Source organism: Methylobacterium sp. 4-46, from assembly GCF_000019365.1.
Classification (GTDB): Bacteria; Pseudomonadota; Alphaproteobacteria; order Rhizobiales; family Beijerinckiaceae; genus Methylobacterium.
Genome location: NC_010511.1, coordinates 5,846,939 through 5,864,652, shown reverse-complemented (window position 1 = coordinate 5,864,652; position 17,714 = coordinate 5,846,939). Strand labels below are relative to the sequence as shown.

General features: G+C 73.2%; 10 protein-coding genes. 6 read left to right on the top strand and 4 right to left on the bottom strand.

From position 1 onward, the window contains the following. Positions 1 to 155: 155 nt before the first annotated feature. Positions 156 to 1,049 carry a protein-L-isoaspartate O-methyltransferase family protein gene (locus M446_RS25740; RefSeq protein WP_012335040.1) on the top strand — a complete coding sequence of 298 codons (894 nt, stop codon included), beginning with the start codon at positions 156 to 158 and terminating at the stop codon, positions 1,047 to 1,049. Positions 1,050 to 1,163: 114 nt separating this feature from the next. Here M446_RS25740 and M446_RS25735 read toward each other — a convergent pair whose 3' ends face one another. Next, entirely contained in the window at positions 1,164 to 2,810 is a 1,647-nt protein-coding gene (locus tag M446_RS25735) for a tyrosinase family protein (protein WP_012335039.1), read from the bottom strand. Positions 2,811 to 3,319: 509 nt separating this feature from the next. Between M446_RS25735 and M446_RS25730 the strand changes: the two genes are divergently transcribed. The 3 genes from M446_RS25730 to gyrB all read left to right on the top strand — a co-directional run bounded on the left by M446_RS25730 (position 3,320) and on the right by gyrB (position 7,544). Then, positions 3,320 to 3,961: an MBL fold metallo-hydrolase gene (locus M446_RS25730; protein WP_012335038.1), complete on the top strand. Its 642-nt coding sequence runs from the start codon at positions 3,320 to 3,322 to the stop codon at positions 3,959 to 3,961. An 11-nt stretch (positions 3,962 to 3,972) separates the two neighbouring features. Next, the gene (locus M446_RS25725; protein ID WP_012335037.1) at positions 3,973 to 4,947 is read left to right on the top strand and encodes an aldo/keto reductase; all 975 of its coding nucleotides are present in this window, start codon (positions 3,973 to 3,975) and stop codon (positions 4,945 to 4,947) included. Positions 4,948 to 5,117: 170 nt separating this feature from the next. Beyond that, positions 5,118 to 7,544 (top strand): DNA topoisomerase (ATP-hydrolyzing) subunit B, encoded by a 2,427-nt coding sequence (gene gyrB, locus M446_RS25720; protein WP_012335036.1) that lies wholly within the window; start codon positions 5,118 to 5,120, stop codon positions 7,542 to 7,544. A 6-nt stretch (positions 7,545 to 7,550) separates the two neighbouring features. Here the strand turns inward: gyrB and M446_RS25715 are convergent, their stop codons facing one another. The 3 genes from M446_RS25715 to M446_RS25705 form a co-directional block, all read right to left on the bottom strand. Beyond that, positions 7,551 to 8,516, bottom strand: a complete 966-nt coding sequence (locus M446_RS25715; RefSeq protein ID WP_012335035.1) for a glycosyltransferase — start codon at positions 8,514 to 8,516, stop codon at positions 7,551 to 7,553. A 126-nt stretch (positions 8,517 to 8,642) separates the two neighbouring features. Further along, positions 8,643 to 11,027, bottom strand: coding sequence for a hypothetical protein (locus M446_RS25710; RefSeq protein ID WP_012335034.1), 2,385 nt, complete (start codon positions 11,025 to 11,027; stop codon positions 8,643 to 8,645). A 468-nt stretch (positions 11,028 to 11,495) separates the two neighbouring features. Next, complete coding sequence (locus M446_RS25705; RefSeq protein WP_012335033.1) at positions 11,496 to 12,452, bottom strand: polyphosphate kinase 2 family protein; 957 nt, start codon at positions 12,450 to 12,452, stop codon at positions 11,496 to 11,498. Between the two features lie 83 nt (positions 12,453 to 12,535). On the opposite strand from M446_RS25705, the gene M446_RS25700 reads away from it, so the two are divergent. Then, the gene (locus M446_RS25700) at positions 12,536 to 13,129 is read left to right on the top strand and encodes a histidine phosphatase family protein (RefSeq protein WP_012335032.1); all 594 of its coding nucleotides are present in this window, start codon (positions 12,536 to 12,538) and stop codon (positions 13,127 to 13,129) included. 331 nt (positions 13,130 to 13,460) lie between these two features. Beyond that, on the top strand, positions 13,461 to 17,516 hold the full coding sequence (locus M446_RS25695; protein WP_012335031.1) for a Pls/PosA family non-ribosomal peptide synthetase: 4,056 nt from the start codon (positions 13,461 to 13,463) through the stop codon (positions 17,514 to 17,516). Positions 17,517 to 17,714 lie beyond the last annotated feature (198 nt).

Here is a 17,714-nt window from a genome sequence, read left to right as displayed (position 1 = left end):
CCGGTCCCGAACAGCCTCCAGAGCGGCACCCGATCACGTTGCAACCGGGTGCCGCTCTAGATCTTTGATCTTGCCGGATTTTCTGCGACGAACCGGCATCCACTTCGTCGGAAAATGCTCTAGGCTGCCGCACCACCGAGCAGAAGGGCTCCGCGATGGCCGACCTGAGCCGCCCGCGCGCCACCTACGCGGCCGCCGTCGCGGCCCGCGCGGGGACCCGCGATCCCGCCCTGATCCGCGCCTTCGCGACCGTGCCGCGGGAGGCCTTCTGCGGGCCCGGACCCTGGCGGGTGATGGGCGAAGAGGGGATCGAGTGGGTGCCGGCCGGGGATCCGGCCGGGCTCTACCGCGACGTGCTGGTGTCGCTGCTCCCGGAGGAGGGCATCAACAACGGCGAGCCGAGCCTGCACGCGACCGCGCTCGCGGCGGCGGCGCCGCGCCCGGGCGAGCGGGTGGTGCAGGTGGGCGCCGGGGGCGGCTACTACACGGCGATCCTGGCCGAACTGGTCGGGCCCGGAGGCTGCGTCGAGGCCTACGAGATCGAGCCGAGCCTGGCCCGGATGGCCGCCGCGGCCCTGTCCGCCTATCCCCAGGTGCGCGTGCAGGCCCGCTCCGGGACGGAGGGGGCGCTGCCGGAGGCGGACCTCATCGTCGTCAATGCGGGCGCGACCGAGCCGCTCGCCCCGTGGCTCGACGCCCTCTCGGAGACCGGGCGCCTGATCGTGCCGCTGACTCCCGACCGGGGCTGGGGCGGGCTCCTGCTCGCGGGCCGCCGCGGCCCGGGCGCACCCCCCGAGATCCTCGACGCGCGCTTCCTGTCGCGCACCCGCTTCGTGCCCTGCCTGGGGGCCCGCAGCCCCGAGGGCGAGCGCCGCCTCGCCGCCGCCCTGGCCGGGGGCGGGATGGAGCGGGTGCGCAGCCTGCGCCGCGGACCGGTGCCCGACGACGAGGCGTGGCTCGCCGGGGAGGGCTGGTGGCTGTCGCGGCGCGCCCCGAGCGACCCGGATCGTCCCGTCGCTCAAGCGGGCGGCTCGCCGCCCGGCGCCTGACCCGCGACCGGGCGGCCGGGACGCGGCAGCCATCCGGCCCTCCCGGGGGACCGGCGCCGTCGAGGAGATCGACCCCCGCGCAGGCGGGGGCGATCCGCCTCGCGCCGCCCGCGCTCAGGGCGTCAGGGTGGCGCCGTCGAAGGTGACGTAGGTCGCCTCGCCCACGCTGTCGGCGCCGAGCGTGGTGATCGTCACGGTGATCGGTCCGCGGTCCCAGAGCCCCTTCGCCTCCTGGGCCGCCAGGATCGCGCCCACCTCGATGCGCAGGTCGGCCCGCGCCGGGGCGGCGTGGTCCGCGTGCCCCGTCCCGTGCCCGTGGGCGATCGGCAGGCCCGTGGCGAGGTCGAAGTTGAAGAAGTTGAGGGTGGTCACGTAGTAGGGGCCGTTGAGCTGCGGCGCCGTGCCCTTGGGCAGGTTCACGAAGACGCTGAGGGGGGCCGGCGGGCGCCGCCGCAGCCTCACGCCTTCGAGGACGAGCGTGGCGGACCCGCCGTCGCGCGCGACGGGGCTCGCGGCGCGGGGCTCGACTCCCGCCGCGCCCGGCTCCGGGGCGAAGGTCACGGTGGCGCCGCCGGCCCCGACCGCGAAAGCCTTCGTGCGCATCGCGGCCTCCACGATCGCGGGGGCAGGCCGCGGCGCGGCGCTCGGGGAGAGCGCCGCGACCTGGACCGGCGACGGCTTGACCAGCGTGTCGTAGCCGTAGCCGAGCTTGGCCGTGTCGATCGCGTCGCCGAGTCGAACCCGGACGAGGTCGCCGGACCCGTCCACGAACCAGGCCGGCTGATCCTTCCAGGTCGACTCGCTCGGCTGCATGGGCAGGTCGCCCCAATTGTAGGTCGAGCCGGGCAGCGCCTCCCAGGAGGCGTAGAGCCGGTCGACCTGGCAATGGTGGACGAAGAAGATCGGATCGCCCGCCGCCGAGGGGATGTTGCCCATCCACCCGCCCACGCCGAGGTGCACCATGTCGTGCGGCGCGTTCTCGAGCCGCCCGGTCATGCCGAGCGCGGCGTAGCCCGGCTGCGACGGACCCATGGGGATCGCATTGGTGTCGGAGGGGAACATCTCCTTGGTGGAGAGGGCCGGGATGTAGTTGATGAGGGAGAACGGCATGTAGCCGCCCGCGTTCATGGCGACGTTCTGCGCGCCGTCGCCCTGCGGGGTGGAGAAGCCGACCCCGCGGTCGTCGAACATCAGCGAGGGATAGTCCTGGTTCCGGAACCCCGGCGGAAGCTGCAGCGTCGCGTTCGGACCGGAACCGTAATTCCAGTAGGGCAGCAGGAAGTTCGGATCCTTGCACATCACCCGGCACACGCGCTCGAAGTAGTACATGTACCAGCGATGCCAGGTCGCGAAATAGGGGCTCGCATGCGTGCAGGTGCCCCAGCACTTCAGCGCCGCCTCCTTCCAGGCGGCGGCCGGGCTGCCGGCGGGCGGGTTGCCGTAGATCTCGTCGATGCGGGTCTTCAGCGCGGGCGTGCCGGACGGGAGCCCTCCGGAAAAGGCCGGGTCGAAGGGATTGGCCGGCACGGCGTGGATGTAGGACTGGAAGGTCCAGCTCTGCGGCTGCGGCGGGTAGTTGATCGCCGGGTCCTGCATCGCCTGCACGGCGGCGGCGTAGAGCGCGAGCATCTTCTTTCCGGTCGGCGAGGCCAGGTCCGGGCGCAGGCGCGGGCGCAGCACCTGCGCATCCGCCCCGCCCGTCGCCGCGATCATGCCCGCCGCCACTCCGCCTGCGATCACCTCACGCCCGGTCGCCGTCATGTCAAGTTTCTCCGCCATGATCTTCCAGCCTTTTGCAGACGAACGATCTCTCTTCATCGCAGAAATAGGTTTTCCTGCGAGAATGATTGCGTTCATATTCGATCCAGGTGATTATTTCGTCCCGGATCTGGATATTGCCAGCCAAATATTGTAGATTTCATTCTCACACTGAAGCAAGAATCCAGCGATGGCGTGAAATATCGTGTGCACACAAACGCCGAAGTTGTTCCGTGTTGGTGATACTTACCTAAGGTTACGACTAGGAGAACCTACTGCGAGCGACGACGATTGACAACCGACGATCGGTCGCGGCCGCGAAATTTCCAGGATCGGTGGCGGCGGCCGGGGCCGGGCGGCGTCGGGGCGCGGCGAGGCGGCCTTGCGGGCGTCTTTCCGGGCGTCTTTCCGGGCGTCTTTCCGGGCGCCTTGCCGGGCGCCTTGCCGCGCGAGGTGCTCCGCGTCAGCTTCTCGGCTAAAAGACCGGGAGCCATCTCCGCCGACGGATCTCCATGCCGAGCACGCCCCGCGCCGCCATCATCCCGGTCACGCCCTTCCAGCAGAACTGCACCCTGCTCTGGTGCGAGGCGACCAAGCGCGCCGCCGTGATCGATCCCGGGGGCGACCTCGACCGGATCCTCGCCGCGATCGAGAAGGCCGGCGTCACGGTGGAGAAGATCCTGCTCACCCACGGCCATATCGACCATGCGGGCGGGGCCGCGGAGCTGCGCGAGCGCCTCGGCGTCATCATCGAGGGGCCGCACGAGGCCGACAAGCCGCTCCTCGACCGGCTGCCCGGGACCGGCGCCGCCTACGGCATCGAGGGCGCGCGCGCCGTCACCCCGGACCGCTGGCTCGCCGAGGGGGACGTGGTGACGGTCGGGGACCTCTCCTTCGACGTGCTGCACTGCCCCGGCCACTCCCCCGGCAGCGTCGTGCTGGTGAGCCGCGAGGCGCGCTTCGCCCAGGTGGGCGACGTCCTGTTCCGCGGCTCGGTCGGCCGGACCGACCTGCCGGGCGGCGACCACGCCGCGCTGATCGCCTCGATCAAGACCAAGCTCCTGCCGCTCGGCGACGACGTCGTCCTCATCCCCGGCCACGGGCCGACGAGCACGATCGGCCAGGAGCGCCTCGACAACCCCTTCCTTCAGTGAGCCTTCACCCCATGGAGCTTCGTCCCCTCGGCCGCTCGGGCCTCTCCGTCCCGCCGCTCTGCTTCGGCGGCAACGTCCTCGGCTGGACCGCGGACGAGCCGACCTCCTTCGCCATCCTCGACCGGCTGCTCGACCAGGGCTTCACCTTCATCGACACCGCCGACATCTACTCGCGCTGGGTGCCGGGCCACGCCGGCGGCGAATCCGAGACGATCCTCGGGCGCTGGATGGAATCGCGCGGCTGCCGCGACCGCATCGTGCTCGCCACCAAGGTCGGCATGGACATGGGGGAGGGCCCGGCGGGCGAGGCCCGCAAGGGCCTGAGCGGCGCCTCCATCGCGCGCGCCGTCGAGGAATCGCTGCGCCGCCTGCGCACCGACCGCATCGACCTCTACCAGTCCCACGAGGACGATCCCGAGACGCCGATCGAGGAGACGCTCGGCGCCTACGACCGGCTGATCCGGGCCGGCAAGGTGCGGGCGATCGGCGCCTCGAACTTCTCCGCCGCGCGGCTGCGGGAGGCCCTCGCCGTCGCGGCCCGGACCGGCCTGCCGCGCTACGAGTGCCTGCAGCCGGAATACAGCCTCGCCGAGCGCGGCTACGAGGCGGAGCTGGAGCCGCTCTGCCGCCGGGAGGGGATCGGCGTGATCTCCTACTTCTCCCTGGCGGCCGGCTTCCTGACCGGCAAGTACCGCGAGGCGGGGGCCGCCGCCGGCCGCGCCCGCGAGGGGCGCGTCTCGCCCTACCTCACCCCGAAGGGCTTCGCGCTCCTGCGCGAGCTCGACGCGGTCGCGCAGGCGCACGGCGCCACGCCCGCGCAGGTCGCGATCGCCTGGCTGGTGGCGCGGCCCGGCCTCACCGCGCCGATCGCCAGCGCCACCTCGGTGGCCCAGCTCGACGAGCTGATCGCCGGGGCGCGGCTCACCCTCGACCCGGCCGCCGTCGCGCGCCTCGACGCGGCGAGCCGGGGCGGCCTCAGGGCCTGAATTTCCGCCCCCTTAACCGGGGATTGCGATACCGGTCCGGGCGCCCCTGCGGCGCCCGAAACCGGTGCAATCTCAACGCGGAATGCTTATCTAAGACTCGACAATTGTTGCGGCGGCGCTCCCCCTTCCGGCGTCCCACGCCCCCGGCGCCCGCCCGATCAGGAACCGACATGGCCGAACCCGCCCGCGATCTGACCCCCGACACCTACGGCGCCGATTCCATCAAGGTCCTCAAGGGCCTCGACGCGGTGCGCAAGCGGCCCGGCATGTATATCGGCGACACCGACGACGGCTCGGGCCTGCACCACATGGTCTACGAGGTCGTCGACAACGCCATCGACGAGGCCCTGGCCGGCCACGCCACGCTGGTGACCGTGACGCTCAACCCGGACGGCTCCTGCACGGTCTCGGACAATGGCCGCGGCATTCCCACCGACATCCACGCGGAGGAGGGGGTCTCGGCCGCCGAGGTCATCATGACCCAGCTCCACGCGGGCGGGAAGTTCGACCAGAACTCCTACAAGGTCTCGGGCGGCCTGCACGGGGTCGGCGTCTCGGTGGTGAACGCGCTCTCGACCTGGCTGCGCCTGCGCATCTGGCGCGGCGGCCAGGAGCACGCGATGGAGTTCCGCCACGGCGACGCGGTGGCGCCGCTCGCCGTCGTCGGCCCGGCCGGGGACCGGCGCGGCACCGAGGTCACCTTCCTGCCCTCGACCGAGACCTTCTCGATGGTCGAGTTCGACTACGCGACGCTGGAGAAGCGCCTGCGCGAACTCGCCTTCCTGAATTCGGGCGTGCGCATCGTGCTGACCGACGCCCGCCACGCCGAGCACAAGCGCGAGGAACTGGTCTACGAGGGCGGCGTCGAGGCCTTCGTGCGCTACCTCGACCGCACCAAGACGCCGCTCGTCGCCAAGCCGGTGGTGGTCCGCGCCGAGCGCGACGGGATCAGCGTCGAAGTCGCCCTGTGGTGGAACGACAGCTATCACGAGACGGTGCTGCCCTTCACCAACAACATCCCGCAGCGGGACGGCGGCACCCACATGGCGGGGTTCCGGGCGGCGCTGACGCGCCAGATCACCGGCTACGCCGAATCCTCCGGCATCGCCAAGAAGGAGAAGGTCACGCTCACGGGCGACGATTGCCGCGAGGGCCTGACCGCGATCATCTCGGTGAAGGTGCCGGACCCGAAATTCTCCTCGCAGACCAAGGACAAGCTGGTCTCCTCCGAGGTCCGCCCGGTCGTCGAGGCGGTGCTCGGCGAGGGATTGTCGAACTGGCTGGAGGAGAATCCGGGCGAGGCGCGCACCATCGTGGGCAAGGTGGCCGAGGCCGCCGCCGCCCGCGAGGCCGCCCGCAAGGCCCGCGAGCTCACCCGCCGCAAGGGCGCCCTCGACATCGCCTCGCTGCCGGGCAAGCTCGCCGATTGCCAGGAGCGCGACCCGTCGAAGTGCGAGATCCTGCTCGTCGAGGGCGACTCGGCCGGCGGCTCGGCCAAGCAGGGCCGCGACCGCACCTTCCAGGCGGTGCTGCCGCTGCGCGGCAAGATCCTCAACGTCGAGCGCGCCCGCTTCGACAAGATGCTGTCGAGCCAGGAGATCGGGACGCTGATCACGGCGCTCGGCACCGGCATCGGCCGCGAAGAGTTCAACCCCGACAAGCTGCGCTACCACCGCATCATCATCATGACGGACGCGGACGTCGACGGCTCGCACATCCGCACCCTGCTGCTCACCTTCTTCTTCCGGCAGATGCCGGAGCTGATCGAGCGCGGGCACCTCTACATCGCGCAGCCGCCGCTCTACAAAGCCTCGAAGGGGCGCTCGCACCTCTACCTGAAGGACGAGCGCGCGCTGGAGGATTACCTGATCGACGGCGGCGTCGAGGGCGCCTCCCTGCGGCTCGCCACCGGCGTCGCCTTCGCGGGTCCGCAGCTCAAGGCGCTGGTCGACGAGGCGCGCGGGGTGCGCACCATCCTGCACGGGCTCCACACCCGCTACGACCGCACCGTGGTCGAGCAGGCGGCGATCGCCGGGGCGCTGCGCCCGGCGCTGGCCGAGAACCCGGCCGAGGCGGAGGTCGTGGCCGACGAGGTCGCCCGGCGGCTCAACGCCCTCTCGGACGAGATCGAGCGCGGCTGGGAGGGCGAGGCGCGGGCCGGCGGCTACGTCCTGTCGCGGACCCTGCGCGGCGTGCGGCAGGTGGCGGTGCTCGACGAGGCGCTGATCTCCTCGCAGGAGGCCCGCCGCCTCGACGAGCGCACGGATTCCCTGCGCCAGATCTACGACGCGCCGGTCACCCTGCAGCGCAAGGGCGAGGAGGTCGTGCTGCACGGCCCCGTGGCCCTGTTCGAGACCACGATGGCGCTCGGCCGCAAGGGCCTCCAGCTCCAGCGCTACAAGGGCCTGGGCGAGATGACCGCCCAGCAGCTCTGGGAGACGACCCTCGACCGCGACGTGCGCTCGCTGCTGCAGGTCAAGGTCAAGGACACGACCGACGCCGACGACCTGTTCGTGAAGCTGATGGGCGACGTGGTCGAGCCGCGCCGCGAGTTCATCCAGGAGAATGCGCTGAACGTCGCCAACCTCGACGTGTAGCCCGCGTCAGGACCGGCGCGGCTGCCCGGCGCGGCCGCCCGCCGCGACCCGGTGCCCGGCCGGCGCGGGCCGGAACCGGCGGCCCGGGGGCCCGAGCCGGAGGGTCGCGCCGTCCCGCACCGCGCACCAGAGCGCCGAGCGGATCTCGCGCGAGGCCCGCGCCCGGACCAGGTAGGCGGCGATCCGGAGCGGCAGGGCCAGCAGCATCCGGGCCTTGAGGCGCGCCGGCACGTGGGCGAGCCGCAGCAGCGCGAGCTGGTTGCGGATCGCCGTGTAGACGCGCGCGGGCGGCTGGTCGGCGAGACGCAGCCCGAAGGGGAGCCGGATCACCCCGCGCCCGAGGGCGTGCGCCATCGGCTCGTCCTCCGCCCGCCAGACCGTGAACCCGGCGGCGGCGGCCCGCAGGCACCACTCGACGTCGATCCCGTCAATGAAGAAGTCGCTGCGGAACGGGCCGACCGCGTCGAGGGCCTCGCGGCGGATCAGCGATCCGGACGAGATCGCGAAGGCCACCGGGACGAGGCGGCCCTCCGCCGCGCGGCCGGCGAGCGGGGGCGGCGCCTTCAGGGGCGCGCCGCCCGGCCCGACCGGCCGCGGCCCCAGCAGGGCCGGCCGCTCGCCCGCCGCCTCGAGCGCCGCGAACCCGGCCCGCAGGGCGGCGACGCAGCCCGGCCCGGGCAGGCTGTCCTGGTCGAGGAGGAGCACGAAGCCGAACCCGCCCGCCCGCGCCCGCGAGGCGAGCCCGTTATAGGCGGCGCCGAGCCCCTCGTTGCCCGCGGCGCGCCGCACGCGCAGCGGCGTCGGCCCGGACACCTCGCCGAGTTGCGCCGCGAGGGCGTCCGGCAGGTCGGAATTGGCGACGATCAGGATCTCCTCGACCTGGGGCGCGATCCGCCCGACGAGCCGGGTGAGTTCGAACGGATCGGGGTGATAGGTCACGATCCCGGCGAGCACGCACCGGTTGGCGGTCATGGGATGAGCTCCGTCGCGGCGCCGCGCGCCCTCGCATGACCTTACGTCAGTTTGGCGCTGGGGCCCAGAGCGGCGCTCGCGCGCCGGCGCGGCGGGCCGGCCGCCCGGTCCCCCGCGCCGGGGGCCTCACGGAATGCCGAGATGCGTCAGCAGCCGCCCGTAGGCGGCCCGGTTCGCCGGGTGGCAGAGCTGGCTGTCGAGGTAGGCCTGGACGGCGCCCGACAGCCACCAGCTCATCGACAGGTCCTTGATGCGGTCGACCGACCCGCCGCCCCGGGCCGTCTCCGGCGCGCGCGCGAGGGCGCAGCCGGGTTCCTTCGCGCCCGGCGCCACCGCGTCGTAGACCTGGAACGACAGCACCTCCTCGACCGCCGATGAGGCGTGCTGGGCGGTCCAGAGGGCGACCGCCGCGTGGCCGTCGCGGGTCGCCAGGATGGTCCTGAACGGGGCCAGGAGGCCGTCGACGAATTCCTGCCGCCGCGGCGAGCGTTGCGCCACGTCGCCTCCGCCGGAGGATTCCGAGGTCGGGTTGTTGGTGACGTGCAGGATGACGGCCTTCGGGAAGCCCGGCCACACCGCCTGCATGGCCTCGGCGAGCTGGCGCGCCGTGGTCAACCCGTCATTCTCGAAGTAGCCGCCATCGACCAGAAGGTCGACCGCGTCCCCGAGCGACCCGGCCGCCTCGGCGCGCCTGCGGATCACGGCGTGGGGCGAGATCACCGGGAAGCGGGCGCTCGCCGTCGCGGCCGAGGACAGGCGCAGGGCCGCCACCGCGCCGGTCGCAGCCGGCGCCCCGTCCGCGCAGCTTCGCCCGGCGCCGAGGGTCTCGAACAGGTCGACGGCGGTCGGGAACAGGGGCGCGTCCGCGCCCCCGTCGCACCGGAACGGCAGCAGGTCGGAGACGAGGGAGCGGCGGCCGTCCAGCACCGAGGTCGTGTTGAGGATGAGGCGCGGCGCCCAACGCTCCGGCCCCACCGGTTCCTCCCCGAGCGCCCGCGCCAGCCCGCCGTCCCGGCTCCCCTCCGGCCCGACCAGCGCCCGGTACTGGTCCTCGAAGGCCCTCTCCAGCAGGACGGCCCGGTCGGCCATCCCCACGAGGTCGTGGAGCGGGAAGCCGAACAGGTCGCGGAAGGCCAGGCCCACGAAGGGGCGCGACAGGAAGTCCCCGGCGGTCAGGGCCTGCAGGCACTCCTTCCAGGTATAGGGCCCGGTCGGGCGCGCGTCGTGGCGGAACCAGGCGCGGCCGACCCGCCCGCAGGGCGCGCCGCCGTCCGGCCGGGCGTCGTCCAGCGCCGCCCGGATGAAGGCCGCGCCGACCGAGCCGCCCGACACGCCCGAGATCGCGAAGAGCCGCCGGCGCAGGTCGACGCGCCCGTCCGCCAGGATGTCGCCCACCACGGTGGCGGTGAAGAAGGCGGCCCGGCTCGCCCCGCCCGCGCTCGCCAGGATGACCGGCCGCGCCCGGCAGGGTTGCGGGTCGTCCGGGCGGCAATTGAGGCGCAGCCAGCGCTCCATCGCCTCCCTCAGCCCCGGGCGGACCGTCCCGGGCCCGTCGAGGCGCCTCAGGTCGTGGAAGTCGCGGACGGCGCCCGTCCCGAGGAAGAGGCCGAGGACGAGGAGCGCGATCACCGGCAGGCGCAGGGCGTGTGAGAGCGCCGACAGGAAGGCGAGCAGCGACACGGGCAGGCCCAGCATCAGCACCACGAACAGGGCGCGGGGCGTGACGGTCTCGACCAGCCCGGGCAGCGCGACGGCGATGCCCCAGACGACGACCAGGAAGGCCAGCAGGAGGAAGGCGACGGCGTCCCCCCTGACGCCGGCCCCGCCGCCGCGCCGGCGCCGCCCCTCGGGCGTCGCGAGGGCGAAGAACCAGAACGGGGTCGGCTCGCTGAGGAGGCTGCCGCCCTCCCCGGTGACGACGTCGTGCAGGTAGGCCGGCCAGGGCTCCCGGCGCAGCCCCGGCTCGGCCAGCCGCCGCCGCAGGACCACGTAGGCCGCGTACAGCACCGCGACGACGGCCAGGAATCCCAGGAGGCGCCGCGGATCCGGCAGGTCGAGGGCCCTTCGCGCCGGGGCGAGGTCGGCGGCCGCGCCCGCGATGCCGAGCCACACCGCGACGAGGCACAGGAGGCCGAGGAGGCGCGGCACCCAGGCGGCGGGCCAGCGGTAGCGCTCGGCGAGGGCGTGCCGGCAGGCCCCGGCGAGCGGCAGCGGGGTCCCGGGCTCGGCCCAGGCCTGCTGCTCCAGCACCTTGCGCGCCGCGTAGTGGACGATCAGGGCCCAGGCCAGGACCATGGCGAAGAACCCGGTCCAGTAGAGGCCGTAGGGCTGGCTCTCCATGAACAGGTCCCGGGCGGGGCCGGCGAGCGTGAACAGGACGAGGCCGGCAAGGGCGCTGGCCGCGCTCGCCCGGCAGACCCAGAGCACCCGCAGCCAGCGCAGGACCCCGTCCCAGGCCCGGGAGAGGGGCGCGCGCGGCCCCTCGTCACGGTGATCGCTGGCGTGACCCATCGGCGCCCCCTCGCGTCGGGCCGCGCGGCCGGGTCCGGCCCGCCGCGCGCCCCTCAGGGCCTTTCGAGACTGACCTTCGCCGCGGGCTCTCGGTCTCGGACCGGCATCCGCCGAGGCGCCGCCCGCGCAGGCCCGAACAGGGGAGAGCCCCGCAGCGATCCATGCCGCAGAGGCGCCGCCCCTGCGCCCGCCCATCATCGATGCTGCGCGACGAGAGTTTCGCCACCGCGCCCGCGAGAACCGAGGTTACGCCCGTATCGGACGGTGTCAACAGCTGCCGAAGCAACGCGTCGCGGGAGAAGTTTAGTGCGCGAGACCTTCCCGCCTCGCCGCAGAGCCGCTCCCTTTCCGGAGAAATCCTCAAGTCGGGGCGTGATGTTGTGGTTTCGTCCGCATCGGCCACGAACGAGAATGGATTACCCGGCCGATCTCCTCGATGATCTCCGCAAGATCTCCGTACAGGTCGGCTCAATCCGGCACGGTGATGCTGTCGAGTTCCTCGGGCGGCTTCGGATATTGCGGGTTCATCGCTTCGAGCGTGTCCGCGATGGTGCGCGCCACGATGAGGTTGCGGAACCACTTCTGGTTCGCCGGGACCACGTACCAGGGGGCGTGGTCGGTGGCGCAGCGCGTGAGCGCGTCCTGGAAGGCGGCCTGGTAATCGTCCCAGGCCTCCCGCTCGACGAGGTCGGCGGGGTCGAACTTCCAGCGCTTCTGCGGGTCCTTGAGCCGGCTCTCCAGCCGGCGTTTCTGCTCGTCGCGGGAGATGTGCAGGAAGAACTTGAGCACCGTGGTGCCCGACAGGGTCAGGAGCCGCTCGAAATCGTTGATGAGGCCGTAGCGCTCGCACCAGACCGGCTCGGGCACCAGCTTCTTGACCCGCACGATCAGCACGTCCTCGTAGTGGCTGCGGTTGAACACCGTGATCATGCCGCGGCCCGGCGTGTGCTGGTGGTAGCGCCAGAGGAAGTCGTGATCGAGCTCCTCCCGGCTCGGCGTCTTGAAGGACCAGACTTGGCAGCCCTGCGGGTTCACCCCTTCGAGGACGTGCCGGATGGTGCCGTCCTTGCCGCCGGTGTCGATCGCCTGCAGCACGACGAGCAGGCTGCGGTGGTGCTCGGCGTAGAGGCGCTCCTGGAAGGCCTGGATCCGGGCCCGCTCGACCGCGAGGGCGGTCACGGCGGCCTCTTTGTCGGCGTCCTTGGGCGCGTTCGGGTCGATGGCCGCGAGGGAGAAGGGCGCGTCCGGCCGCACCACGGCGAGGCCGGGCCCGGGCACCGGCCGGGCGGCCGCGTAGGCCGCCATCGAGCCGGGGCTCCGCGCCTCGAATTCCGCCGCCGCGGCGGCCCAGGCGGAGGAGTGCGGGTGCGGCCCGTGCGGCACCGGCGCCGGCTCAGGCTTGCGGTTGGGCTTGTTCTTCGCCATCGGGGAGCGTGCACCGGGGAGAGCGGGATGCGATCGTTAACGGAACCGTCCGGACGGCGTTCCGCGCCGGGGAGCGGCCGGGAATGAGCCGTCCCCCGCTCTACTTTGTGCGCCATGGCGAGACCGATTGGAATGCCGAGGGCCGCCTCCAGGGCCAGCGCGACACGCCCCTGAATCCGAGGGGCTTCGCCCAGGCCGAGGCGGTGGGCGAGCGCCTCGCCGCCCTGCTCGGCGCGGGGGCGCCGGAGGCCGCCTACCTGGCGAGCCCGCTCACGCGCACCCGCCAGACCATGGAGACCCTGCGCCGCCGGCTCGGGCTCGCCCCGGAGGCCTACGCCACCGATCCCCGCCTGAAGGAACTCGGCTTCGGGGCCTGGGAGGGCCGCACCCTGCGGGAGATCCGCGTCGCGGACCCGCGCGGCTACGCGGCGCGCAACCACGACCGCTGGGGCCATCGCCCGCCGGGGGAGGGGGCGGAGAGCTACGCGATGCTCCTCGCGCGGGTGCGCCCGGTCCTCGACGGACTCGACGGGCCGACCGTGATGGTGGCGCACGGGGGCGTCGCCCGGGCGGTGCTGGTCGCGGGCGGGCACGCCTCGCCCGCCGAGGCGCCCCATCGCGACATCTGGCAGGGCCGCGTGCTGGTCATCGACGCGGCCGGCCCTCGCTGGATCTGATGCGCGGCGGATCGGCACGCGGCCCGGACCGGAGAGGTCCGCCGGGCCGGACAGGTCCGCCGGACCGGACAGGTCCGGATGACGGGGCGGGGCCGCGCGAATGCGGCGTGGCGGGTGGACGGCCCGGCGCCCGAGAGGGTAAGCCACCGCGGCCCGGGGCCGTTCATCGGAGGGACATCCGGCCGGATGATCCTGGGCCGTTGCGCGACCGCGCCAGAATCGTACGAATTCGGGTCGCGCGCGTTGCCTCGCAGGCCGGACCGCCCGCGAGCGCGCGGGACGCCGTCCCGGACGGGGCGGCGCGCATCGGCCCGGGGCCGTGGAGCAGAGCATGAGTCAGACCGCCGGGATCGCCCGTTCGACCTCCGCCGAGACCGCTCACCGGGCGGTTCTGCGCGGCGCCGCGCGGCCGGACCTCCTCCGCGACGAGGTGCTGGCCGAGCTGTTCCGCGACACGGCGCGCCGCCGCGGCGGCCATCCGGCCCTCATCGACGGGGCGAGCGCCCGGAAGACGCGCCTCTCCTACGCCGAGGTCGACGCCCGCTCGGACGCGATCGCGAGCGGGCTCTCCGCCCGCGGCATCGGCCCGGGCGACGTGGTCGGCCTGTGGATGGCGCGCTCGCCCGAGCTGCTGGTGGCGCAGATCGGCATCACCAAGGCGGGCGCCGCCTGGCTGCCCTTCGACGCCGAGGCGCCGGCCGACCGCGTCGCGGTCTGCCTGGATGACGCCGCCGCCAAGGCGATCCTCGTGTCGGAGTCCCTGAAGGGCCAGGCCCCCGCGGGCACGCAGGCGCTCACCCCGGCGGAGATCGCCGGCGAGGCGCCGGGCCCGGCCCCCGACCTGCGCGCCGCGGGCCTGACGCCGGAGCATCCGGCCTACCTGATCTACACCTCGGGCTCGACCGGCGTGCCCAAGGGCATCGTCATCAGCCACCGCAACATCTGCCACTTCCTGCGCTCGGCCAACGACCTCTACGGCCTCACCGAGGACGACGTGGTGTTCCAGGGCGCCTCGGTCGCCTTCGACCTCTCGATGGAGGAGATCTGGGTCCCCTACCTCGTCGGCGCGACCCTGTTCGTGGCGAGCCCCGCCATGATGGGCGACGCCGAGGCCCTGCCCGGCCTCCTCGCGGCGAACGGGATCACGGTGCTCGACACGGTGCCGACCCTGCTCGCCCTGATGACGCAGGACGTGCCGGGTCTGCGGCTGATCCTGCTCGGCGGCGAGGCGCTGCCCGAGCCCCTGGTCGCCCGCTGGGCCACCCCGACCCGGCGGCTGTTCAACACCTACGGGCCGACCGAGGCGACCGTGGTCGCCACCGCGGCCGAGATCCGGCCGGGCGACCCCGTCACGATCGGCGGGCCGATCGCCAACTACACCGCCTATATCGCGGACGAGCACCTCGCCCTGGTCGGCCCGGGCGTGCAGGGCGAGCTCCTGATCGGCGGCCCCGGGATCGCCGCGGGCTACCTCGCCCGGCCGGAGCTGACGCGGGAGAAGTTCATCCCCAACCCCTACGGCGGCGACGGCTCCGACCCGGTGCTCTACCGCTCGGGCGACGCCGTCTCCCTCGACCCGCAGGGGCGCATCCTCTTCCACGGCCGCATCGACGACCAAGTGAAGATCCGCGGCTTCCGGGTGGAGCTCGGCGAGATCGAGGCGCGGATCCGGGCGCAGCCCGGGATCGGGCAGGCCGCCGTCGTGCTGCGCCAGGACGACGGGGTGGACCGGCTGGTGGCCTTCCTGGTGCCGGAGCGCGGGGCGGAGATCGAGACGCCGCGCCTGCGCGCGGCGCTCGCCGCGACCATGCCGCCCTACATGGTGCCCGGCCATTTCGAGGTGACGGCCTCGCTGCCGATCCTGGCCGCCTCCGGCAAGGTCGACCGCAAGGCGCTGCGCGCCGCGCCCCTCACCGCCCCGGCCTCCACGGGCGAGCAGGAGGAGCCGGCGAACGAGACCGAGGCGGCGCTCCTCGTCGCGGCCAAGCGCGCCTTCGGCAACGTCGCGATTCCCTTCGAGGCGGATTTCTTCTCCGACCTCGGCGGCCACTCGCTCCTCGCCGCGCGCTTCGTCGGCGCCGTGCGCGAGGTGCCGGTCCTGGCCTCGATCACCCTCCAGGACGTCTACGCGCACCGCACCCTGCGGGCGATGGCCGAGAGCCTGATCGCGCGGACCGGCGGGGTCGGCACCGAGGCCGCAACGCGGGATCTCTCCTTCGCGCCGCCGCCCCTCCGGCGCCGCTTCCTCTGCGGCCTCGCCCAGGCGGCGGTGCTGCCCTTCATCATCGCCCTCTCCACCGCGCAGTGGCTCGGCATCTTCGTCACCTACCTGCTGATCACGGGCGGCGACCTCGGCTTCTTCGAGGAGATGGCGGTGCTGCTCCTCGTCTATATGGGGCTCAACGCGGTCACGGCGCTCACCGCGATCGCCGCCAAGTGGCTGGTGCTCGGCCGCACCCGGCCCGGGCGCTACCCGCTCTGGGGCACCTACTATTTCCGCTGGTGGCTGACCCAGCGCCTGACGCCCCTGGTCCACGTCAAGTGGCTGCAGGGCTCGCCGATGATCCGCATCTACCTGCGGCTGCTCGGCGCCCGGATCGGCAAGGACGCGATCATCTCGGACATCGACGTCGGGGCGGCGGACCTGCTCAGCGTCGGGCGCGGCGCCTCGCTGGGCGGGCGCCTCGTCATCGCCAACGCGGAGATCGTCGGCGACGAGCTGGTGATCGGCCCGGTCGTGATCGGGGAGAACGTCGCGGTCGGCACGTCCTGCGTCATCGGCCACGGCGCCCGGCTGGAGGATTTCTGCGAGATCGGCGACCTGACGACGGTGCCGGCCGGCACGGTGGTGGGCCGCGCCGAGATCTGGGACGGTTCGCCCGGCCGCAAGGTCGGCACGGTCGACCTCTCGGCCATCCCGCAGCCGCCGCCCGTGTCGAGACCCCGCCGCGCCGCCTTCTTCGTGACCTACGCGGCGCTGCTCGCGGGCGTCCCGGCCATCGGCCTGCTGCCGATCTTCCCGGCCTTCTACATCTTCGACCAGATCAGCGACTCGCTCGCGACCCTGACCGACGTCGACTACCACCTCTACCTGCCGCTCCTGACCTGGCCGACCGCCATGCTGATGACGGCCGCGACGGTGTTCCTGATCGCGGCGATCCGCTGGCTGGTCCTGCCGCGCCTGCGGGCCGGCAGCTACCCGGTCGACAGCGGCGTGTACCTGCGCAAATGGGCGGTGGCGCTCGCCGCCGAGGTGATGCTGGAGACGCTCTCCTCGCTCTTCGCCACGGTCTATATGCGGGCGTGGTACCGGCTGATGGGGGCCGGGATGGGGCTCGGGGCCGAGATCTCCACCAACCTCGCGGGGCGCTACGACCTCGCCGAGGTGGGCGCGCGCAACTTCATCGCCGACGAGGTCGTGTACGGCGAGGAGGAGGTGCGCCACGGCTACATGCACCTCGCGCCCGTCAGCACCGGGTCGCGGGTCTTCGTCGGCAACGACGCGGTGGTGCCGCCCGGCACCGTGATCCCGGACGACGTGCTCATCGGCATCAAGTCGAAGCCGCCGGGCAACGCGCGGATGGGCCCCGGCGAGACCTGGTTCGGCTCGCCGCCGATCAAGCTGCCGACCCGCCAGAAGGTCGATCTCGGCCAGCGCCAGACCTTCGAGCCGGGGATCTGGCCGCGGATCGGGCGCGGGGTGTTCGAGGCCTTCACCTCGTCCTTCTCGCCGATGCTGTTCATCACCTGCGCGATCATCGCCATCGATTTCGTGTTCTACCCGGCGATCCTGGCCGGGGACTGGCTCGGGCTGGCGGTGAGCTTCGTGGTCACCAGCGTGGTGATCGCGGTGGTGCAGACGCTGGTGGTGATCGCCGTGAAGTGGCTGCTGATGGGCGCCTACCGGCCGGGCATGCACCCGATGTGGTCGTGGTGGGCGATGCGCACGGAGGCGGTGGCGGTGATGTACTGGGGCCTCGCCGGCCGGGTGTTGCTGGAGCACCTGATGGGCACGCCCTTCCTGCCCTGGGTGCTGCGCCTGTTCGGCACCCGCACGGGCCAGGGCGTCTGCCTGCTCGCCACGGACATCACCGAGTTCGACTGCGTGACGATCGGGGATTATTCCGCGATCAACCGGATGTCGGCGCTCCAGACCCACCTCTACGAGGACCGGGTGATGAAGGTCGGGCGGGTGGCGCTCGGGCGGGGGGTGACGGTCGGCGCCTTCGCGACGGTGCTGTATGACACCGAGGTCGGCGACTTCGCCCGGCTGCGCCCGCTCACCGTGATCATGAAGGGCGAGTCGATCCCCTCCGACAGCGAGTGGGAGGGCTCACCGGCCGTGCCCGTCGTGCACGCGCCGGCCGAGGCGGCGCGGGCCGCCTGAGGGCGGGTCCCGCTCCGGCCGCGGCATCCGGAGCGGGCGCGGCCCGGTCAGGACCGCCAGACCAGGCTGCCGCGCAGCCCGTGATCCGCCGCCCGCGCCCCGACCTGCCCCGCGCGGACAGCCCGACCGTCGGCGCCGGCGGCCCCGGACGCGGCGCGCCGGGCCGGCGCCGGCAGGCGCGGTCGGCCCTGGCCGAAT